Annotated in this window: 19 protein-coding genes; 2 read left to right on the top strand and 17 right to left on the bottom strand. The window is 69.1% G+C overall.

What is annotated here, in order from left to right:
• Window positions 1-53 precede the first annotated feature (53 nt).
• The 16 genes from argH to infC form a co-directional block, all read right to left on the bottom strand.
• The gene (gene argH / locus IJ15_RS0113860; RefSeq protein ID WP_031938942.1) at window positions 54-1,478 is read right to left on the bottom strand and encodes an argininosuccinate lyase; all 1,425 of its coding nucleotides are present in this window, start codon (window positions 1,476-1,478) and stop codon (window positions 54-56) included.
• Window positions 1,479-1,481: 3 nt separating this feature from the next.
• Window positions 1,482-2,681, bottom strand: a complete 1,200-nt coding sequence (locus tag IJ15_RS0113855) for an argininosuccinate synthase (RefSeq protein WP_031938941.1) — start codon at window positions 2,679-2,681, stop codon at window positions 1,482-1,484.
• Between the two features lie 49 nt (window positions 2,682-2,730).
• Window positions 2,731-3,249 (bottom strand): arginine repressor, encoded by a 519-nt coding sequence (locus IJ15_RS0113850; RefSeq protein WP_031938940.1) that lies wholly within the window; start codon window positions 3,247-3,249, stop codon window positions 2,731-2,733.
• Window positions 3,246-4,187, bottom strand: coding sequence for an ornithine carbamoyltransferase (argF, locus tag IJ15_RS0113845; protein WP_031938939.1), 942 nt, complete (start codon window positions 4,185-4,187; stop codon window positions 3,246-3,248). The genes IJ15_RS0113850 and argF overlap by 4 nt, the downstream gene beginning before the upstream one ends.
• Window positions 4,188-4,190: 3 nt before the next feature.
• Window positions 4,191-5,408 (bottom strand): acetylornithine transaminase, encoded by a 1,218-nt coding sequence (locus IJ15_RS0113840; protein ID WP_031938938.1) that lies wholly within the window; start codon window positions 5,406-5,408, stop codon window positions 4,191-4,193.
• Window positions 5,405-6,352 carry an acetylglutamate kinase gene (gene argB, locus IJ15_RS0113835; protein WP_031938937.1) on the bottom strand — a complete coding sequence of 316 codons (948 nt, stop codon included), beginning with the start codon at window positions 6,350-6,352 and terminating at the stop codon, window positions 5,405-5,407. Before argB ends, IJ15_RS0113840 begins: the two co-directional genes overlap by 4 nt.
• The gene (gene argJ, locus IJ15_RS0113830) at window positions 6,349-7,587 is read right to left on the bottom strand and encodes a bifunctional glutamate N-acetyltransferase/amino-acid acetyltransferase ArgJ (protein WP_031938936.1); all 1,239 of its coding nucleotides are present in this window, start codon (window positions 7,585-7,587) and stop codon (window positions 6,349-6,351) included. The genes argB and argJ overlap by 4 nt, the downstream gene beginning before the upstream one ends.
• Entirely contained in the window at window positions 7,584-8,666 is a 1,083-nt protein-coding gene (gene argC / locus IJ15_RS0113825) for an N-acetyl-gamma-glutamyl-phosphate reductase (RefSeq protein WP_051918871.1), read from the bottom strand. The genes argJ and argC overlap by 4 nt, the downstream gene beginning before the upstream one ends.
• 129 nt (window positions 8,667-8,795) lie before the next feature.
• A complete protein-coding gene (locus tag IJ15_RS0113820) occupies window positions 8,796-9,560 on the bottom strand; it encodes an SGNH/GDSL hydrolase family protein (RefSeq protein ID WP_456238385.1) in 765 nt (254 codons plus the stop codon).
• Window positions 9,561-9,631: 71 nt separating this feature from the next.
• Window positions 9,632-10,078, bottom strand: coding sequence for a hypothetical protein (locus tag IJ15_RS0113815; RefSeq protein ID WP_031938933.1), 447 nt, complete (start codon window positions 10,076-10,078; stop codon window positions 9,632-9,634).
• A 67-nt stretch (window positions 10,079-10,145) separates the two neighbouring features.
• Window positions 10,146-12,635: a phenylalanine--tRNA ligase subunit beta gene (gene pheT, locus IJ15_RS0113810; protein ID WP_031938932.1), complete on the bottom strand. Its 2,490-nt coding sequence runs from the start codon at window positions 12,633-12,635 to the stop codon at window positions 10,146-10,148.
• Window positions 12,636-12,665: 30 nt separating this feature from the next.
• On the bottom strand, window positions 12,666-13,736 hold the full coding sequence (pheS, locus tag IJ15_RS0113805) for a phenylalanine--tRNA ligase subunit alpha (RefSeq protein WP_031938931.1): 1,071 nt from the start codon (window positions 13,734-13,736) through the stop codon (window positions 12,666-12,668).
• 102 nt (window positions 13,737-13,838) lie between these two features.
• A complete protein-coding gene (locus tag IJ15_RS0113800; RefSeq protein WP_031938930.1) occupies window positions 13,839-14,639 on the bottom strand; it encodes a TrmH family RNA methyltransferase in 801 nt (266 codons plus the stop codon).
• A gap of 23 nt (window positions 14,640-14,662) precedes the next feature.
• Window positions 14,663-15,052 carry a 50S ribosomal protein L20 gene (rplT, locus tag IJ15_RS0113795; protein WP_031938929.1) on the bottom strand — a complete coding sequence of 130 codons (390 nt, stop codon included), beginning with the start codon at window positions 15,050-15,052 and terminating at the stop codon, window positions 14,663-14,665.
• A gap of 63 nt (window positions 15,053-15,115) precedes the next feature.
• Window positions 15,116-15,310, bottom strand: a complete 195-nt coding sequence (gene rpmI / locus IJ15_RS0113790; protein WP_031938928.1) for a 50S ribosomal protein L35 — start codon at window positions 15,308-15,310, stop codon at window positions 15,116-15,118.
• 54 nt (window positions 15,311-15,364) lie between these two features.
• The gene (gene infC / locus IJ15_RS0113785) at window positions 15,365-16,015 is read right to left on the bottom strand and encodes a translation initiation factor IF-3 (RefSeq protein WP_231569534.1); all 651 of its coding nucleotides are present in this window, start codon (window positions 16,013-16,015) and stop codon (window positions 15,365-15,367) included.
• A 373-nt stretch (window positions 16,016-16,388) separates the two neighbouring features.
• Here infC and IJ15_RS0113780 point away from each other — a divergent pair, with 373 nt between their 5' ends.
• Together IJ15_RS0113780 and IJ15_RS26945 are read left to right on the top strand one after the other, a co-directional pair.
• On the top strand, window positions 16,389-16,766 hold the full coding sequence (locus IJ15_RS0113780) for a DUF1844 domain-containing protein (RefSeq protein WP_031938926.1): 378 nt from the start codon (window positions 16,389-16,391) through the stop codon (window positions 16,764-16,766).
• Between the two features lie 233 nt (window positions 16,767-16,999).
• Window positions 17,000-17,122, top strand: a complete 123-nt coding sequence (locus IJ15_RS26945; protein WP_269321483.1) for a hypothetical protein — start codon at window positions 17,000-17,002, stop codon at window positions 17,120-17,122.
• A 100-nt stretch (window positions 17,123-17,222) separates the two neighbouring features.
• Here IJ15_RS26945 and uvrA read toward each other — a convergent pair whose 3' ends face one another.
• Window positions 17,223-20,177 (bottom strand): excinuclease ABC subunit UvrA, encoded by a 2,955-nt coding sequence (gene uvrA, locus IJ15_RS0113770; RefSeq protein ID WP_031938925.1) that lies wholly within the window; start codon window positions 20,175-20,177, stop codon window positions 17,223-17,225.
• Window positions 20,178-20,238: the final 61 nt, after the last annotated feature.

Raw genomic sequence — 20,238 nt, 5'->3', positions numbered from 1 at the left:
CACATTACTGCGTATGTGGGACTGCGGTTACACCGAGTCGATCTCCGGTCCGGCTAGGCGCGGGTCCACTCCCGCAACGCATCCGCCGAACGACGGACGCCGCCCAGCTGTTCGGCGACCCGCACGCCCGCCGTGCCGCCGCGCGCGTTGCGCGACGCGATGGAACCGTGAACGGTGAGCACATCGCGCACCGCGGGCGTGAGCGCCGCATCGACACCGGCGAGTTCGTCGTCGGTGAGTTCAGCGAGGCCGACGCCACGTGCCTCCGCGACCCGGACGCAGGCGCCCGCCGCCTCGTGGGCAACCCGGAACGGGACTCCCTGGCGCACCATCCATTCCGCGATGTCGGTGGCGAGCGTGAAGCCGGCGGGGGCCAGCTCCTCCATCCGATCGGTGTGGAACTCGAGGGTGGCGACCAGGCCGGCGATCGCGGGCAGCAGCAGCTCGAGCTGCGCCACCGAATCGAACACCGGCTCCTTGTCCTCCTGCAGGTCGCGGTTGTACGCGAGCGGCTGCGCCTTGAGCGTGGCCAGCAGACCCGTGACGTTGCCGATCAGTCGTCCGGCCTTGCCGCGGGTGAGCTCGGAGACGTCCGGGTTCTTCTTCTGCGGCATGATCGACGACCCGGTCGACCACGCGTCGGCCAACGTGATGTACCCGAATTCCGGTGTGCTCCAGATGATGACCTCTTCGGCCATCCGGGACAGGTCCACCGCGATCATCGCGAACACGAACGCGGCCTCGGCCGCGAAGTCCCGCGACGACGTCGCGTCGATCGAGTTCTCCGCAGCGGAATCGAACTTCAACTCCGCGGCGATCGCATCGGGGTCGAGCCCCAACGACGAGCCCGCCAGGGCACCGGACCCGTACGGGGACACCGCCGCCCGCTTGTCGAAGTCCCGCAGCCGCTGCACGTCGCGCAGTAGCGGATGCGTGTGCGCGAGCAGGTGGTGCGCCAGCAGGACCGGCTGGGCCGCCTGCAGGTGCGTCTTGCCCGGCATCACCGCGTCGGGATGTGCCGCGGCCTGCGTCGCGAGGGCGTCGACGACGTCGAGCACACCGTCCGCGACCCGGCGGGCCGCGTCGCGCAGCCACATCCGGAACAGCGTGGCCACCTGATCGTTGCGCGAACGTCCGGCGCGCAGCCGTCCGCCGACCTCCGGGCCGACGCGCTCGATCAGGCCGCGCTCGAGGGCGCCGTGCACGTCCTCGTCGGACTCCGCCGGGCCGAACGCGCCGGAGGCGACGTCCTCACCGAGCCGGGTGAGGCCGTCGAGCATCGTCGCCAGGTCGGCCTCACTGAGGAGCCCGGCCTTGTGCAGGACCTTGGCGTGCGCCTGCGAGGCCCGCACGTCGTACGGGGCCAGGACCCAGTCGAAGTGCGTCGACTTGCTCAGCGCCGCCATGGCGGCGGCCGGTCCGGACTCGAACCGGCCGCCCCAGAGGGCGCCCTCGTTTGTTCCGTGGGCGTCGGTCATGACCTAGAGACCCAGGTCGCGCTTCGCGGCGACCTTGGAGGACAGGCCGTGGATGTTGACGAAGCCCTTCGCGTACGACTGGTCGAACGAGTCGCCCTCGTCGTAGGTCGCGAGGTTGAAGTCGTACAGCGACTCGGGGCTGCGGCGGCCGTTGACGGTGATGGCGCCACCGTGCAGGAACAGGCGGATGTCGCCCGTGACCCGCTCCTGGGTCTTCGCGACGAAGGAATCGAGCGCGTCCTTGAGCGGCGAGAACCACAGGCCGTCGTAGACCAGTTCGCTCCAGCGCTGCTCCATCTGACGCTTGTAGCGGCCCAGCTCACGCTCGAGGGTGAGGTGCTCGAGCTCCTGGTGCGCGGTGATGAGCACCATCGCGCCCGGGGCCTCGTAGATTTCGCGGCTCTTGATGCCGACGAGACGGTCCTCGACGACGTCCAGGCGGCCGACACCCTGCGCGCCCGCGCGCTTGTTGAGCTCCTGGATGGCCTCGAGCACGGTGACGGGCTTGCCGTCGATCGCGACGGGCTTGCCGGCCTCGAAGCTGATGATCAGCTCGTCGGGGGCGTTCCAGTTGAGCGTGGGGTCCTGGGTGTAGTCGTAGACGTCCTTGGTCGGCGCGTTCCACAGGTCCTCGAGGAACCCGGTCTCGACGGCGCGGCCCCACACGTTCTGGTCGATCGAGAACGGCGAGCGCTTGGAGACGTTGATCGGGATGTTGTTCTCTTCGGCGAAGGCGATCGCCTTCTCACGGGTCCAGGCGTAGTCGCGGACCGGTGCGATGACCTCGAGGTCGGGAGCGAGGGCGCCGAAGCCGACCTCGAAGCGGACCTGGTCGTTGCCCTTGCCGGTGCAGCCGTGCGAGACGACGGTGCCGCCGTGCGCGCGAGCAGCCTCGACGATGTGCTTGACGATCAGCGGACGGCTGATGGCCGAGACCAGCGGGTAGCGGTCCATGTACAGCGCGTTGGCCTGGATGGTCGGCAGGCAGTACTCGTCGGCGAACTCGTCGCGCGCATCCACCACGACCGACTCGACGGCGCCGCAGTCGAGGGCACGCTGACGCACGACCTCCATGTCCTCGCCGCCCTGGCCGAGATCGATGGCGACGGCGACGACCTCTTTGCCGGTCTCCTTGCCGATCCAGCTGATGGCCACCGAGGTGTCCAGCCCGCCGGAGTAGGCGAGTACGACGCGTTCAGCCATGGTGTGTGTGCTCCTTAGAGAGAGAAGTGTTCGGGAAAGAGTCTAGTGGTCAGGCCAGGCGCTCGATCGCCGCGGCAAGCTCCGCCCCGGTGAGCGGTTCGCGGGCCACGACGAGGATCGTGTCGTCGCCGGCGATGGTGCCGACGACGTCGGGCAGCGAGGCCCGGTCGAGCGCGCTGGCCAGGTAGTGCGCGGCTCCCGGCGGGGTGCGCAGGACGGCGAGGTTGCCGCTGGCGTCGGTCGAGACCAGCAGCTCCCCCAGCAGTCGGGACAGGCGGTCGGTGCCCCCGGAGACGCCCCGGACGGGCGAGCCGTCCTCCGGCACGACGTACACCCCGGCCCCGCCGTCGGCGGCCCGCAGTTTCACCGCGCCGAGTTCCTCGAGGTCCCGCGACAGGGTCGCGTTGGAGACCTCGATTCCCTCCGCGGCGAGCAGCGCCGCGAGTTCGGCCTGACTGCGGATGTGCCGCTCTGCGACCAGAGCGGTGATCCGCGCCTGCCGGCCGGCGCGCGTGTGCGCGACGGCAGCGGCAGGCGGAGCCGAGTGGGGTCCCGGGGCGGTGGTCACGGCCTGGCCCCGGACCGATGTTCGAGCAGCCAGACGAGCAGCGCCTTCTGCGCGTGCAACCGGTTCTCGGCCTCGTCCCACGCTGCCGACTGCGGCCCGTCGAGCACCTCGTCGGTGATCTCCTCGCCGCGGTGCGCCGGCAGGCAGTGCAGCACGACGGCGTCCGCCGCCGCCTTCGCCAGCAGGTCCCCGTTGATCTGGAACGGGCGGAACGGTCCGATGCGGTCGAGACCGTCCTCCTCCTGACCCATCGACGTCCAGGTGTCGGTCACGAGGACATCCGCACCGGCCACGGCGGCCTGCGGGTCGTCGGTCAGGGTGACCATCGCGCCCGTCTGCTCGGCGCGCGCACGAGCCGCGTCGACGACCACCGGGTCCGGCGCGAACCCCAGCGGTGCGGCGATCGTGACGTGCATACCGGCCGTGACACCACCGAGCAGCAACGAGTGCGCCATGTTGTTGGCGCCGTCGCCGAGGTACGTCATCCGCAGGCCCTTCAGCTCGCCCTTGCGTTCGGCGACGGTCTGCAGATCGGCGAGCACCTGGCAGGGGTGGAACTGATCCGAGAGCGCATTGACGATCGGGATCGTCGCTCCCTCGGCCATCTGCTCGAGCCGCTCCTGCCCGAACGTGCGCCACACGACGGCGTCGACGAACCGCGACAGCACCCGGCCCGTGTCCTGCAGGGTCTCTTCGCGACCGAGCTGGGTCTTGCTGCCGTCGACGACGACGGCGTGTCCGCCGAGTTGCGCGATGCCCATCTCGAACGAGAACCGGGTACGGGTCGAGTTCTTGTCGAAGATGACACCGACGCCACGCGGACCGTCGAGCGGCCGACGCGAGAACGGGTTCGCCTTGAGCTCCCGGGCGAGCGCCAGCACCTCGGCCTGCTCGGCCGGGGTCAGGTCGTCGTCCCTCAAGAAGTGCCGGATCGTCATGCGCTACTTGCCTCCACTGGTTGCCGCGGTGGCGCTGTCGAGGATCTCGGGCAGCGCCGCGACGAATCCTTCCGCCTGCTCCTCGGTGAGGATCAGCGGGGGTGCCAACCGGACCACACCGGGCTGCGCGGCGTTCACGAGATACCCGGCCTCACGGGCCGCGGTCTCGACCGCCGGCGCGATGTCCGCGGTGAGCACGACGCCCAGCAGCAGGCCCGAGCCCCGGACGTGGTCGACGAGCGGATGCCCGAGACCCTCGATTCCGGCGGAGATGGTCTTGCCCAGGTTGTCGGCGTGCGACAGCAGATCCTCGGCGGCGATCGTCTGCAGCACCGCCAGCGCCGCCGACGCGCACACCGGGTTACCGCCGAACGTGGTGCCGTGCTTGCCCGGACCGAACAGTTCCGCCGCCGCACCGGTCGCGATGCAGGCGCCGATCGGCATGCCGCCACCGAGGCCCTTCGCCAGCGTCATGACGTCCGGCACGATGCCGGCGGCCTGGTGCGCGTAGAACCAGCCGGTGCGGCCGATGCCCGTCTGCACCTCGTCGAGGATGAGCAGCGCACCGCGGTCGGCGGTGATCTTCCGGGCGCCCGCGAGGTAGCCCTCGGGTGGAACGACGACGCCGCCCTCACCCATGATCGGTTCGAGGAACACCGCGGCGGTGTCCTCGTCGACGACCCGGTCGAGCGCCTCGAGGTCGCCGTAGGGCACGTGCTCGACGCCGGGCGGCATCGGCTCGAACGGCGCCCGCTTGTCGGGCTGACCGGTGAGCGCCAGTGCCCCCATCGTCCGGCCGTGGAACGCCTTCTCGGCGGCGATGATCTTGCGCCGGCCCGTCGCCCGGGCCAGCTTGAACGCGGCCTCGTTGGCCTCTGTGCCGGAGTTGCACAGGAACACCCGGCCGGTGACGGAACCGGCGGCGTCGCCGGCACCCAGCTGAGCGAGCAGGTGCTCGGCCAGCGCCACGGCAGGCTCGCTCGCATAGAGGTTCGACACGTGACCCAGGGTGGACAGCTGCGTGGTGACCGCCTCGACGATCGCCGGGTGCGCGTGCCCGAGGATGTTGACGGCGATACCGGCGAGCAGATCGAGGTACTGCTTGCCGTCGGCATCGGTGACGACCGCGCCCTCGCCACGGACCAACGCCACCCGGGGAACGCCGTAGGTGTTCATCAGTGCGCCGGACCAGCGCTGCTGGAGATCCGTCGTGGCAGTCATTCCAGTCCTTCCGTGGTTACCAATTGCGGGGCGGGGACGACCATCGTGCCGATGCCCTCCCCGGTGAAGAGTTCGAGCAGTACGGAATGCGCGACACGGCCGTCGATGACGTGTGCGGTGGGCACGCCGCCCTCGACGGCGCGCAGGCACGCCTCCATCTTGGGGACCATGCCGGCGTCGAGGCTCGGCAGCAGCTGACGCAGCGCGGCCGTGTCGATCTCGGACGCGAGCGAGCTGCGGTCCGGCCAGTCGGTGTAGAGACCCTCGACGTCGGTGAGGACGACGAGCTTCTCGGCGCCGATGGCCTCCGCGAGCGCCGCCGCGGCGGTGTCCGCGTTGATGTTGTGTACGACGCCGTCCTCGTCGGGCGCGATCGTCGACACCACCGGAATGCGTCCGGCCGCAATGAGATCCAGCACCGCGGCCGGGTTGACGGTGGTGACGTCTCCGACCAGCCCGATGTCGGTGGCCTCGCCGTCGACCCGGACGGTGCGCCGGGTCGCGGTGAACAGCCGCGCGTCCTCGCCGGAGATCCCGACGGCGAACGGACCGTGCGCGTTGATCAGGCCGACCAGTTCGCGGCCGACCTGACCGAACAGCACCATCCGGACCACGTCCATGACCTCGGGCGTGGTGACGCGGAACCCGCCCCGGAATTCGCCCTCCATGCCGAGGCGCTTGAGCATCGCGTTGATCTGCGGTCCGCCGCCGTGCACGACGACCGGGTGGATGCCGATGGTCCGCAGGAACGCCATGTCCGCGGCGAACGCGCGCTTGAGCTCGTCGTCGATCATGGCGTTGCCGCCGTACTTGATCACGACGACCTTGTCGTGGAAACGCTGCAGCCACGGCAGTGCCTCCGCGAGGACGTACGCCTTCTGGCTCGACGTCAGGTTCGCGATGCTCGGGTCGGTGACCGCGGCGTCTCCGATACCGCCGCTCATGACGAGTACGCCGAATTCTCTTCGACGTATGCGTGCGACAAGTCCGTCGTGCGGATGCTCGCGCTGGACGTTCCGACCCCGAGCTCGACGGTCAGTTCGATGTCCATGCCGGACAGGTCCACCTCGCGGGCGCCGGGCGCGCCAACGCCGTCGATGCAGACCGGGTTGCCGTTGAACGACACCGCGATCAGGTCGGGGTCGAGGGTGATCGGCGCGATGCCGACCGCGGCCAGCACCCGGCCCCAGTTGGGGTCGGAACCGAACAGCGCAGTCTTGACTAGGCTGTCGCGGGCGATGGTGCGCGCGGCGACGAGCGCGTCCTGCTCGGACGCGGCACCGCTGACGGTGACCCGGACCCGCTTGGTGACGCCCTCCGCGTCGGCCATCATCTGCTCGGCCAGGTCGTCGCAGACGGCGAGGACGGCGGCGTTGAGCTCGTCCTGCGACGGAGCGACGGAGCTCGCGCCGGACGCGAGCAGCAGCACGGTGTCGTTGGTGGAGGTGGCGCCGTCGACGTCGAGCCGGTCGAACGTCATCCGGGTGGCGTGCCGCAGCGCCTCGTCGAGTTGCTCGGCGGTGGCGACGGCATCGGTGGTGACGACGCAGAGCATGGTCGCCAGGGACGGGGCGAGCATGCCCGCACCCTTCGCCATGCCACCGACGTTCCACTTGTCGGCGTGGTGCAGTGCCGCCTGCTTGGGCACGGTGTCGGTGGTCATGATGGCGTGCGCGGCGTCGGTGCCACCGGAGATGCCGCCGGCCAGTTCGTGCACGATCTCGGTGACCCCGGCGAGGATCTTGTCCATCGGCAGCCGATCGCCGATCAGACCGGTGGAGCACACCGCGACCTCGATCGCACCGGTCTCGGTGCCCCAGTCGCTGAGCGACGCGGCGACGTGCTCGGCGGTCTTGTGCGAGTCCTGGAAGCCCGGCGCGCCGGTGCAGGCGTTGGCGCCGCCGGAGTTGAGGACCACGGCCCGCAGTCGTCCGGTGGTGAGCACCTGCTGCGACCACAGCACGGGTGCAGCCTTCACCTTGTTCGCGGTGAACACACCCGCGGCCGCCAGCTCCGGGCCCTCGTTGAACACGAGCGCGAGGTCGGAACGGCCACTGACCTTGATACCCGCCTTGATACCCGCGGCGCGGAAGCCGGCGGGCGCGGTGACGCCCTGCGTGCGCAGCAGCCGTCCGCCGGCGATGTCGATCGCGTCGGTGAAGTCGGATTCGGTTGTCACGGAGCAACTCCCACAGTCGAGAGACCATCGGTCTCGGGCAGGCCCAGGGCCAGGTTCATGGATTGGACGGCACCGCCGGCGGTGCCCTTGGTGAGGTTGTCGATCGCGGCGATCGCGACGAGCAGACCCGCATCGGCATCGACGGTCACGGCGATCTGCACCGCGTTGGAGCCGACCACGGCGCCGGTCTGCGGCAGCTGCCCCTCGGGCAGCACGTGCACGAACGGCTCGTCCTTGTACGCCTTCTCGTAGACGGCCCGGACCTCGTCCGCGGTCGCGGTGGTCGGCGCGGTGCACGTCGCGAGGATGCCGCGCGGCATCGGCGCGAGAACCGGTGTGAACGAGACGGTGACGTCGGTGCCCGCTGCCGCGGACAGGTTCTGCTTGATCTCGGGGGTGTGCCGGTGCGCGCCACCGACCGCGTAGGCCCTCACCGAGCCCATCACCTCGGAGCCGAGCAGGTCCGCCTTGGGCGCCTTGCCCGCTCCGGACGTACCGCTGACCGCGACGACGTTGACCCGCGGTTCGACGACGCCCGCCGCGACGGCCGGGGCCAGTGCGAGAGAGGACACCGTCGGGTAGCAGCCGGGCACCGCGATCCGAGTGGCACCGACCAGCTTGTCCCGGCCGCCCGGGAGTTCGGGCAGGCCGTACGGCCAGCTGCCGGCGTGCGGGCTGCCGTAGTACTTCTCCCACGCGGCGGCGTCGGTGAGCCGGAAGTCGGCGCCGCAGTCGATGACGACGGTGGACTCGGGCAGCTGCTGCGCGATCTCGGCGGACTTGCCGTGCGGCAGGCCGAGGAAGACGACGTCGTGCCCGGAGAGGGTCTCGATGTCGGTGGGGCCGAGGACGCGGTCCGCGAGCGGCAGCAGGTGCGGGTGGTGCGTGCCGAGCGTGCTGCCGGCGTTCCCGCCGGCGGTGAGCGCGCCGATCACGAGCGAGCCGTCACGGAAGGCGGGATGCCCGAGCAGTAGGCGCAGGATCTCGCCGCCCGCATACCCGCTCGCACCCGCGATCGCGACCTTGATCGTCGGCCGGCTACCGGCCACCGAAGCTCCAGAGTCTGCAGAAGTACCCATACGGATGATTATGCACCATCATGCAAATCTATTCATCCAGAGATGGTGACCGGTCGGCCACACGCAGGCAGCGCGCCGGTCGACCCTGTCCGATCATTCCACTCTTCCGCTACCGCGACCCGCTCCCGATCACTGCCGGACAGGTGTGAGTTCCGGGCGCTTCGCGATCCGACCGGAACCCGACGACGTCCCACGCAGGCGCCGGCCGAGCCACGGCCCGAGGAAGCGCACCGCCCACTCGGCGTCCGCGCGAAGCCGCCCCGGCACGGTGACCGGCGGGAGCGGACCCAGGCTGTCCTGCCACGTGAGGTCGGTGCCGGGCAGCCCCAGCACGGTGGCTGCGGCGGCGGCCAGCCGGTCGTGTCCGTCCGCGTTGAGGTGCAGACGATCCCAGCTCCACAGCCGCGGATCCGTGGAGACCGGGTACATCTCGAGGTCGATCACCGCGACGCCGTGCCGTGCCGCGGCCGCCCGGATCTCCGCGTTCAGCGCCGATATCCGGGCCATGATCGCGCGGCCACCCGGCATACCTGCACCGAGCGTCGGAAAGGCCATCGTCAGCACCTGCGCGCCCGACGCGGTCAGCGCATCGAACGCGATCTCCAGCTCTGCCGCGATCGCGACGGGTTCGAACTTGGGTCGCAGCAGGTCGTTCACTCCCGCGACGACCGATGCCAGGTCGGGCTGCAGCGCCAGCGCGGGAGCCAACTGCTCCTCCCGCACCTGACGGGCCAGCCGCCCCCGGATGGCGAGGTTGGCGTACCGGACGTCAGGGTCGGCCTCCGCGAGTCGTTCGGCGAGCCGATCCGCCCAGCCGCGGTAGCCCGCGTCGTCGTCCCCGTCGTTGAGTCCTTCGCTCTGGCTGTCCCCGATCGCCACGAACCGACTGAACACGGGTATCCCCCTCATCTCTACTGCACCTGTGCGACGAGCCTAGAACTTCGCCGTCACGGCCGATCCGGGGGTCACCGGTCCTTCATGGATCGGCGAATCTCGTCGAGCCTGTCGCGGCCTGCCTTCTCCCGTGCCTGCCACTGCTCGTCGAGGTCCCGGCCCGCCCGGCTCTCGCGCTCGAGTTCCTCCGAGCCGAGTGCCGTCCCGAAGCGTTCCTCGATCCGGTCACGGACCCGATCGAACATCGGGACTCCGGCCTCGGTGTAGTCCGGCGACGGAACCGACGGCCCGGAACCGGCGGCCATCGTCAACGGCGGCGGCACCTCCGGCGGGATCGCCGGACGCGAAGGGTCGGGAGGCAGGTCCGGGGTGTGGCCGCCACCCGCGGACAGCGCCGCAGCGGCCGCATGCACCGGAGACAGTCCGGGACGGTCGCCGGTGACCGCCAGCACCACCGCGAGCAGTTCCGCGTCACTCGCGCCCCGAAGCTGCGCGATCACATCATCCATCTCGACCATGAAGGGCTCCTCCCAGTAGCGCTTTCCAGGCTACCGAGAGGAGCCCCTCGTCGGTCGATCTCCGGACTCAGCCGCGGAGCACGGCTCCCACCGCGTCCGCCGCGGCAGCGACCGCCGCGTCGCGGGCCGCGCTGGCCTCGTCCTCGGTCAGCGTGCGATCGGCACCGCGGAACCGCAGCGCGAACGCCAGCGACTTGCGTCCCTCACCCACCTGCTCGCCCTCGAACACGTCGAACAGGCGGATGTCCTCGAGCAGTTCGCCGCCGCCCGAGCGGAGTGCGGCCTCGACGGCTGCGGCCGGCACCGCCTTGTCCACGACCACCGCGACGTCCTGCAGCACGGCAGGGAACGGCGACACCCGCGGGGACGGCAGCACCTCGGTGATCGGCAGGGCATCGAGGTCGATCTCGACGGCGCACGTCCGGGCCGGGAGGCCGGACCGCTCGAGCACCGCCGGATGCAGCTCACCGGCATGGCCGACGACAGCACCGTCGAACAGCACCTCGGCGCAGCGACCCGGATGCCACGGCAGGTACTGCGCGGCACGCAGTTCCACGGTGACACCGGCGGCGGCCGCGATGGTACGGACCGCGGCGAACGCATCCGACGCCTCCGCGGCACGGCCCGCACCCCACGGACCGGACGGCTCCCGCTGACCCGACAGGACGGCCGCGACATGCAGCGGCTGCGCCGGCAGCGACTTCAGCAGCTCGGCGATCTGCTCGTCGGTGGGACGGCGGTCCACCGGCAGCGCCTCGACCGGCTTGGTGTCCGGACCCGGCAGCACCACCTGCGCGATGCCGTACAGCGCCAGGTCACGCTGGCCACGAGAGGCGTTGCGTGCCAACACCTCCAGCATGCCGGGCAGCAGCGTGGTGTTCAGTTCGGGGCGGTCCGACTCGAGCGGGTTGAGTACCGCACTGGTGTTGCGACGCGGGTCGTCGGCGTCGAGTCCCCACGTGTCGAACACCGCGTGCGGCAGGAACACCGGCGGCAGGATCTCCACGTAGCCCGACGCGGCGAGCGTGCGTCCGATGGCACGGCGGCGACGCTGCCGCGGAGTCAGTCCCCGGCCCGCCGGCGCCTGCGGCAACACGGACGGGATCTGCTCGAGCCCCTCGAGGCGCAGCACCTCCTCGACCAGGTCGGCGGGCTGGGTCAGGTCCGGACGCCACGACGGCGGGGTCACGACCAGCTGACCGTGCCCGGTCTCGCTGACGCCGACCTCGACGATGCAGCCGATCTGGGTCAGGCGTCGTGCGGCGGTGCCGTTCGGGTAGGTCACGCCCGCGACGCGGTCCGGCAGGTCGATGTCCATGCGGATCTGGCCGACCCGGATCACACCGCCGACGTCGCTGAGGACGGGTTCGATGGTGCCGCCCGCGATCTCCACCAGCAACGCGGCCGCACGATCGAGAGCCGGCAGCGCCACCGCCGGGTCGACGACCCGCTCGTACCGCTTGCTCGCCTCACTCGTCAGCTTGTGCCGGCGGGCGGTCTTGAACACCGCCAGCGGATCCCACGTCGCCGACTCGAGCAGGATGTCGGTGGTGCCGTCATGGACCTCGGTGCTGGCACCGCCCATGACACCCGCGAGCGAGATGGCGCCAGAGTTGTCGGCGATGACGACGTCCTCGCCGTCGAGGGTGCGTTCCACGCCGTCGAGGGTGGTCAGCTTCTCCCCCGCCTGCGCGCGGCGGACGACGAGGCCGCCGTCGACCTTGACGGCGTCGAACGCGTGCAGCGGCTGACCGAGCTCGAGCAGGACGTAGTTGGTGACATCGACGGCCGGCGAGATCGGACGGACGCCCGACAGGAGCAGGCGCCGCTGCAGCCACCACGGGCTGACGGCCTTCGGATCGATTCCGGTGATCCGGCGGGCGGTGAAACGGGTGGCCTTCGACTCGGGCCGCAGTTCGATCGGCCACGCCTCGCCACCGTCGGCGGGCAGCGCCGGGACCACGGCGGGATCGGCGAACTCGAGATCGAACCCGCAGGCGAGCTCACGGGTCAGTCCGCGGACCGAGAAGCAGTAGCCACGGTCCGGGGTGATGTTGAGCTCGATGATGGTGTCGTCGAGGCCGAGCAACTCGTTCGCGTCGGTGCCCGGCGCAGCCGTCCCCGGCTCGAGGACCAGGATTCCCGAATGGTCCTTGCCGATGCCCAGCTCGGACGCCGAGCACATCATGCCGTTGGAGACCTGGCCGTACGTCTTGCGGGACGCGATCGCGAATCCACCGGGGAGCACGGCACCGGGCAGCGCCGCGACGACCAGGTCACCTTCGGCGAAATTACGGGCGCCGCAGACGATCTCCTGAGGCTCGTCCGCCCCGACGTCAACCTTGCAGAAACGGATCGGCTTCTTGAACTCGGTGAGCTCGGTGATCTCCAGGACCCGGCCCACCACCAGCGGACCGGACACCGGCTCGAGGACGTCGACCTCCTCGACCTCGAGACCGACGCGGACGAACCCGGCGTCCAACTCCTCGGCGGTCACCTGCCACTCGGGCGTCGCCCGCTGCAGGATCTCGGTCAGCCACGATTGCGCTACTCGCACGTCTTCTCAGCTCTCTCGTTCTCGTCGCGATCAGGCCTGGACACCGAAGGGCAGCGTGAATCGCACGTCGCCCTCGACGATGTCCCGCATGTCCGGGATGCCGTTGCGGAACTGCAGGGTTCGCTCGAGGCCCATGCCGAACGCGAAACCGGAGTACTCGTCGGGGTCGATTCCACACGCCCGCAGCACGTTCGGGTTCACCATGCCGCAGCCGCCCCACTCGACCCAGCCGGCGCCACCCTTCTTGTTCGGGAACCACACGTCGACCTCCGCGGAGGGCTCGGTGAACGGGAAGTAGTTGGGGCGCATACGCGTCCGGGTATCCGGGCCGAACAGCGCACGCGCGAACGCATCCAGCGTGCCGCGCAGGTTCGCCATCGTCAGACCCTTGTCCACAGCGAGACCCTCGACCTGCGAGAACACCGGGGTATGGGTGGCGTCGAGCTCGTCGGTGCGGAACGTGCGACCCGGGCACACCACGTAGATCGGCACCTCGCGCTCGAGCATCGTGCGCACCTGCACCGGCGACGTGTGGGTGCGGAGCACCTGACGCGAGTTCGGCGGAGCGATGTGGAAGGTGTCCTGCATCGTGCGCGCCGGGTGATCGGGCAGGAAGTTCAGCGCGTCGAAGTTGAAGTGCTCGGTCTCGACCTCGGGGCCCTCGGCGATCTCCCAGCCCATCGCGACGAACACGTCGGCGATCTGGTCGGAGATGATCGTGATCGGATGCCGGGCGCCCGCCGGACGTCGATCCGACGGCAGCGTGACGTCGATGGCCTCCGCGACGAGCACCGCGGCATCGCGCTCGGCGAGCAGAACCTCACGCCGGGCATCGAAGGCGGTGGCGACACGGGTACGCGCGACGTTGACACGTTTACCGGCGTCCGCCCGCTCGTTACCCGGAAGGGCACCCAGACCACGCTTCGCGAGCGCGATCGGCGCCTTGTCACCGAGATGTTCGACCTTCGCCTTGGCGAGCGCATCGAGGTCGGCGGCGGCCGCGAAGGCATCCTCGGCCGCGAGCGCCGCGGCGGCCAGCGCCTCCTCGGTGAGCGCGTTCGCATCGACAGTCGGCGGGGCTACGCCCTCATTCTTGGCCACGACCGGTGCAACTCCTTGTCTATCGATGGATACAGCGCGCGAGCGCAACACTCGAATCCTAGGCGATTGCCCTGCGCCGACTCGAACGAGTTCGAGGACCGGTCACGGGCTTCGATGCTGCACGCGCGCGCTGGCGTACAGACAGATGGACGCGGCCGTCGCGAGGTTGAGGCTCTCGGCGCGCCCGCGGATGGGAATCCGTACTCGGTGATCGGCGCGAGCCGCGACCGCGGGATCGAGACCGTGCGCCTCGTTGCCGAACAACCAGGCGGTGGGACGATCCAGCAGGGCGTCGGCCTCGTCGAGATCGACTTCACCGTCGGCGGCGGTCGCGAGGATCTGGATGCCGGCACCGGACAGCGAATCGAGCACGACGTCGATGTTCCGCTCACGCACGATCGGCAGGTGGAACAGACTCCCGGCGGAGGACCGCACACACTTGCCGTTGTGCGGGTCGACGCTGTCGCCCGCGAGAATCGCCGCGTCGGCGCCCACGGCGTCCGCCACCCGGATGACGGTGCCCGCGTTGCCGGGTTCACCGATCGCGACCGGCACTGCGACCAGACGCGGTGTGCCGGACAGCGCGGTGTCCAGCGGTACATCCAGCAGGTCGCAGACCGCGACGACGCCGGGAGGGGTGACCGTATCGCTCAGGGCCCGGATCGCACGATCGGTGACCAGCGAGGCCCGAACGCCGGCGACGTCCGCCTTCTCAATCAGATCGGGATAGCGCTCGGCCGCATTCTCGGTGAAGAACAACTCGTGGACCGGACCGGACGCGAGCGCCCCGGCGACCGCGTTCTCGCCCTCCGCGAGGAAGCGGCCTGCCTTCCTGCGCTCTGCGCCGCGCAGGAGCTTGACAGCAGAAACGACCCGCGGAGTCCGTTCGGTGAACGGCTCCACGGGTCGATTCCGGAACTGCTGACTCAGGCCGCTTCTCCGGCAGGAGCGTTGACGTCGGCCGGCAGAGCCGCCTTCGCAACGGCAACCAGGCCGGCGAACGCCGCAGCGTCGGACACTGCGAGCTCGGCGAGGATCTTGCGGTCAACCTCGACACCCGCAGCCTTCAGGCCCTGGATGAAGCGGTTGTAGGTGATGTCGTTGGCGCGAGCCGCAGCGTTGATACGCGCGATCCACAGCTTCCGGAAGTCGCCCTTGCGCGCGCGACGGTCACGGTAGGCGTAGGTCATCGAGTGGAGCTGCTGCTCCTTGGCCTTGCGGTACAGGCGCGAACGCTGTCCGCGGTAGCCGCTCGAGGCCTCGAGAATCGAACGACGCTTCTTCTGGGCGTTGACTGCCCTCTTTACGCGTGCCACTGCAAAATCCTGTCAATCTTCGGGGCGCGGAAGCGGCCCCGTGTGGTCAGTAGGGGGAAGGGCTCAGATGCCGAGCAGGCGCTTGATGCGAGGAGCATCCGCGTCGGCGACGACGGCCTTGCCATCGAGGCGACGGGTCACGCGGGAGCTCTTGTGCTCGAGCAGGTGGCGACGTCCGGCCTTCTGGCGCAGGATCTTTCCGCTACCGGACACCTTGAATCGCTTCGCGGTGCCGCTATGGGTCTTCGACTTGGGCATGGAGTCCTCAGTTCTTGTGTTCTCTGTACTTCGGTCTTGCGTGAAGTGGTCTCGCTAGCCGCTCGGCTCGGGAGCAGCGCCAGCGTCACCGGTCGCCGGATTCGACGACGCAGCCTGGACGCCTTCCTGGGCCTTGGCGCGCGTCTTCGCACCCTTGTGCGGTGCCAGCACCATCGTCATGTTTCGACCGTCCTGCTTCGCGGAGGTCTCCACGAAGCCGAGGTCGGCGACGTCGGCACCGAGACGCTGCAGCAGACGGAACCCGAGTTCGGGCCGAGACTGCTCACGACCACGGAACATGATCGTGACCTTGACCTTGGATCCGGCCTCGAGGAAGCGGATGACGTTGCGCTTCTTGGTCTCGTAGTCGTGATCGTCGATCTTCGGACGGAGCTTCTGCTCCTTGATGACGGTCTGCTGCTGGTTCTTGCGCGATTCGCGCGCCTTCTGCGCCGTCTCGTACTTGAACTTGCCGTAGTCCATGATCTTGCAGACCGGCGGACGGGCATCAGGAGCCACCTCGACCAGGTCGAGGTCTGCCTCGAGGGCGACGCGGAGCGCATCTTCAACACGCACGATCCCAACCTGCTCACCGCCGGGTCCGATGAGGCGAACCTCGGGAACGCGGATGCGATCGTTGATGCGGGTCTCAGTGCTGATGGGGCCTCCTAGGTTGAGCGGTGCAGTCCGGTGACCGCGCCGCAGCCCGTGCGCCCTCTACCCCAACAAGAAAGCCCCGCGTCAGCGACTGATGTCGCCGTGCGGGGCCCGATGTCGACCGGCCAGACGCCACTCCCGATCCATCGGGACTGCCATCCCCTTCGCGAGAACGAAGGAGCCGACGGATGCTAATCAACTGACCGATACGATCAGCATTGATCCGTGCGGCGACCGGACCACTGAACTGCACCTGACGGTGCCGCGCAGAGGTGGGAGTCGGACTCCACTTTGCTGCCCTGGCCGAAGCCGAGGGCGGTCGTGAGGAACAGCGTAGCATCGATCGAGGCGCGGATCGAATCGCCCCCGCCCGCATCACCCTGCCGCGGCGGCCCCACACGCGGATGGAATCCTCTTCACCATGACGCAGAACCCTGATCCGGCCGATTCCGTCCAGCATGCCGAGGACGATCTCGACGACGTGCGCGATCTCGCCGAGGTTCCCGCGATCGAGGTGATCAGCCGCGCCGCCGTGATGCTGATGAGCTCGGCCGCGGAGAAGCTCGGCCTGTCGGATCCGAACCCCGACAACAGCCCCCACCTCGACCTCGACGAGGCCCGCCGCCTGATCACCGCACTCGCCGGACTGGTCACCTCCTCGGTCGAGTACCTCGGCCCGCACGCCGGCCCGATCCGCGAGGGCCTGCAGGCTCTGCAGCGCGCCTTCCGGGAGGCCTCGGCGCACCCCGACGAGCCCGGCAAGGGCCCCGGCGAGAAGTACACCGGCCCGGTCTTCTGACCGTCCAGCGCCCCCCTGGCCCCACTGGCCCCCTGCGGCACGCCAGCTATTGGACATATGTCCGGTTTCCCCCTGACCGGCGGAAACACCCGAAAAAGGTGCCGGATAATCGGTTCGGCAAAACCGCTCCCGTTACAGCTCCGCATTGATACCGTGATCGCCGTGTGACACAGGTCACGCGCCACCACGCAGGGTTCTCCCGCTCGGGGAATCCGGTATCGAAGGAGCTCCACATGGACACGGCATCGCTCACCAGCCTGCTCGGCGGCCTGCTCGGCAACCTCGACCTCGGCTCGCTGACCAGCCTGCTCGGCAACGTCGACCTCGGCTCGCTGACCAGCCTGCTGGCGTCCTAGCAGTAGGTCGTCAGGCAGGTCCGGTACCGCAAGGACCGGACCTACGGATCCACGAAAGCGGTGGGGGACCTCGGTCCCCCACCGCTTTCGTGTGTCACTTCTAGCCGACGGCAGCAGCCTTCGCGACCCGCTTGCGCGGCGTCACTCCGGCCTTGCGGCCGGCGGCCTTGGGGGCCGCCCCGTTGCCGCTCGCGGACGGTGCTTCGAGAACTTCCTTCAGGAACCTGCCGGTGTAGCTCTCAGGCACCGCAGCGATAGCTTCCGGTGTCCCCTCCGCAACCACCGTCCCGCCGCCGGACCCGCCTTCCGGGCCCATGTCGATGATCCAGTCCGACGTCTTGATCACGTCGAGGTTGTGCTCGATCACGATGACGGTGTTGCCCTTCTCGACGAGCCCGTTCACGACCTTCAGCAGCTTGCGGATGTCCTCGAAGTGCAGACCTGTCGTGGGCTCGTCCAGCACGTAGACGGTCCGTCCCGTCGACCGCTTCTGCAGTTCCGCGGCGAGTTTGACGCGCTGCGCCTCGCCGCCGGAAAGGGTGGGCGCGGGCTGCCCCAACCGGACATAGCCCAGTCCGACCTCGACGAGCGTCTTCAGGTACCGGTGGATGGACGTCACCGGTTCGAAGAACTCGGCGGCCTCGTCGATCGGCATGTCGAGGACCTCGGCGATGGTCTTGCCCTTGTAGTGCACCTCGAGGGTCTCGCGGTTGTACCGCGCGCCGTGACACACCTCGCACGGCACGTAGACGTCGGGCAGGAAGTTCATCTCGATCTTCAGGGTGCCGTCGCCCGAACACGCCTCGCAGCGACCGCCCTTGACGTTGAACGAGAAACGTCCCGGCTGGTAGCCACGGACCTTCGCCTCGGTGGTGGCCGCGAACAAGGTGCGGATCTTGTCGAAGACACCGGTGTAGGTGGCCGCGTTGGACCGCGGCGTGCGACCGATCGGCGACTGGTCGACCTGCACCAGCTTGTCGAGTTGGTCGAGCCCGTTGATCCGGGTGTGCCGGCCCGGCACCTGACGGGCACCGTTGAGCTTGTTGGCCATCACCGTGGCGAGAATGTCGTTGACCAGCGTCGACTTACCGGAACCCGACACGCCGGTCACCGAGGTGAGCACGCCGAGCGGGAAGCTGACATCGATGTCCGCGAGATTGTTCTCACGGGCGCCGACGACGGTGACCTGACGCTTGCGATCGACTGCCCGACGTTCGGCGGGAACGTCGATGGTGCTGCGCCCGGACAGGTAGGCACCGGTGAGCGATTCCTTGTTGCGCAACAGTTCCTTGTAGGTACCGCTGTGCACCACCCGGCCACCGTGCTCCCCGGCGAGCGGTCCGATGTCGACGACCCAGTCCGACGTGCGGATGGTGTCCTCGTCGTGCTCGACGACGATGAGCGTGTTCCCCAGGTCGCGGAGACGGGTCAGGGTTTCGATCAGTCGGCGGTTGTCGCGCTGGTGCAGACCGATGGACGGCTCGTCGAGCACGTACAGCACGCCGACGAGACCGGAACCGATCTGCGTGGCCAGTCGGATGCGCTGGGCCTCGCCGCCCGACAGCGTGCCGGCCGCGCGGGCCAGCGAGAGGTACTCGAGTCCGACGTCGAGCAGGAACCCGAGCCGCGCCTGCACCTCCTTGAGGACCTGGCCGGCGATGGCCTCCTCACGGGAACCGAGCGTGAGGCTGTTCAGGAAGGCGGCGCAGTCCGCGATCGACAGTTCACAGACTTGGGCGATCGACTTCTTTCCGTACGTCGCCGACGCGATCGTCACCGAGAGGATCTCCGGCCGCAGGCGGGCGCCGTTGCACGCGGGACACGGGGTGTCGCGCATGTAGCCGTCGTAGCGTTCCTTCATCTGTTCCGACTCGGTCTGCTCGAGTCGACGGTGCAGGAACGGCATGACGCCCTCGAACTCGGCGTAGTACGAGCGGGTGCGGCCGTAGCGGTTCTTGTACTTGACGTGGACCTGCTCGGTACTCCCCTCGAGGATCGCCTTGCGCGCCTTGGCCGGGAGTTTGTTCCACGGCGTGGTCATTTCGAAACCCATGATGTCGCCCAGACCGGACAGCAGGCGTCCGAAGTACTCGGCGCTCTGCCCCATCGACCAAGGCGCGATCGCTCCGTCCTCGAGCGAGAGTTCGGGGTCCGGGACAACCAGATCGGGGTCGACTTCCTTGCGGATCCCGAGTCCGGTGCACTCCGGGCAGGCTCCGTACGGCGAGTTGAAGGAGAACGAGCGCGGCTCGAGATCGTCGATGGCCAGCGGGTGGCTGTTGGGGCACGCGAGCTTCTCCGAGAACCGGCGTTCACGATCGGCCGCGTTCTCGTCGCGGTCGACGAAGTCGAGAACGACGATGCCCTCGGCCAGACGCAGCGCCGTCTCGACCGAGTCGGTGAGCCGCTGCTTGGAACTCGCCTTGACGGTCAGGCGGTCGACGACCACCTCGATGTCGTGCTTCTCCTGCTTCTTCAGCTTCGGAGGATCGGTCAGCGGATGCACGACACCGTCGACCCGCACCCGCGAGTAGCCCTGCGAATTGAGCTGCTCGAACAGATCGACGAACTCACCCTTGCGGGTCCGGACCACGGGGGCGAGCACCTGGAAACGGGTGCCCTCCTCCATCTCGAGGACCTGGTCGACGATCTGCTGCGGCGACTGCCGCGCGATCGGTTCGCCACAGACCGGACAGTGCGCGGACCCGGCGCGCGCATACAGCAGTCGTAGGTAGTCGTACACCTCGGTGATGGTTCCGACGGTCGACCGCGGGTTGCGGTTGGTCGACTTCTGATCGATCGACACCGCGGGCGACAGACCCTCGATGAAGTCGACGTCAGGCTTGTCCATCTGACCGAGGAACTGGCGCGCGTACGCGGACAGCGACTCGACGTAGCGGCGCTGGCCCTCGGCGAAGATCGTGTCGAACGCGAGACTGGACTTGCCGGATCCCGACAGCCCGGTGAAGACGATGAGGCTGTCCCGGGGCAGATCGAGATTGATCCCTCGCAGATTGTGCTCACGTGCACCTTGCACGATCAGGCGATCCGCCACACGTAGTCCCTTCTCGGTTTCGACCATGGCGCGGACATACGCGTCCGGGCGCAAACCATGG

The sequence above is a fragment of the Prescottella defluvii genome, assembly GCF_000738775.1.
GTDB lineage: Bacteria > Actinomycetota > Actinomycetes > Mycobacteriales > Mycobacteriaceae > Prescottella > Prescottella defluvii.
This window is presented reverse-complemented; position numbering and strand designations above follow the sequence as displayed.

Coding starts and splice junctions, on each gene's coding strand:
- IJ15_RS0113815 (WP_031938933.1), bottom strand. CDS start 10,078: ATGGTCGAGATGGATGATGTGATCGCGCAGCTTCGGGGCGCGAGTGAC.
- IJ15_RS0113780 (WP_031938926.1), top strand. CDS start 16,389: ATGACGCAGAACCCTGATCCGGCCGATTCCGTCCAGCATGCCGAGGAC.
- IJ15_RS0113855 (WP_031938941.1), bottom strand. CDS start 2,681: ATGGCTGAACGCGTCGTACTCGCCTACTCCGGCGGGCTGGACACCTCG.
- rpmI (WP_031938928.1), bottom strand. CDS start 15,310: ATGCCCAAGTCGAAGACCCATAGCGGCACCGCGAAGCGATTCAAGGTG.
- argF (WP_031938939.1), bottom strand. CDS start 4,187: ATGACGATCCGGCACTTCTTGAGGGACGACGACCTGACCCCGGCCGAG.
- argB (WP_031938937.1), bottom strand. CDS start 6,352: ATGAGCGGCGGTATCGGAGACGCCGCGGTCACCGACCCGAGCATCGCG.
- argH (WP_031938942.1), bottom strand. CDS start 1,478: ATGACCGACGCCCACGGAACAAACGAGGGCGCCCTCTGGGGCGGCCGG.
- IJ15_RS26945 (WP_269321483.1), top strand. CDS start 17,000: ATGGACACGGCATCGCTCACCAGCCTGCTCGGCGGCCTGCTCGGCAAC.
- argC (WP_051918871.1), bottom strand. CDS start 8,666: ATGGGTACTTCTGCAGACTCTGGAGCTTCGGTGGCCGGTAGCCGGCCG.
- IJ15_RS0113840 (WP_031938938.1), bottom strand. CDS start 5,408: ATGACTGCCACGACGGATCTCCAGCAGCGCTGGTCCGGCGCACTGATG.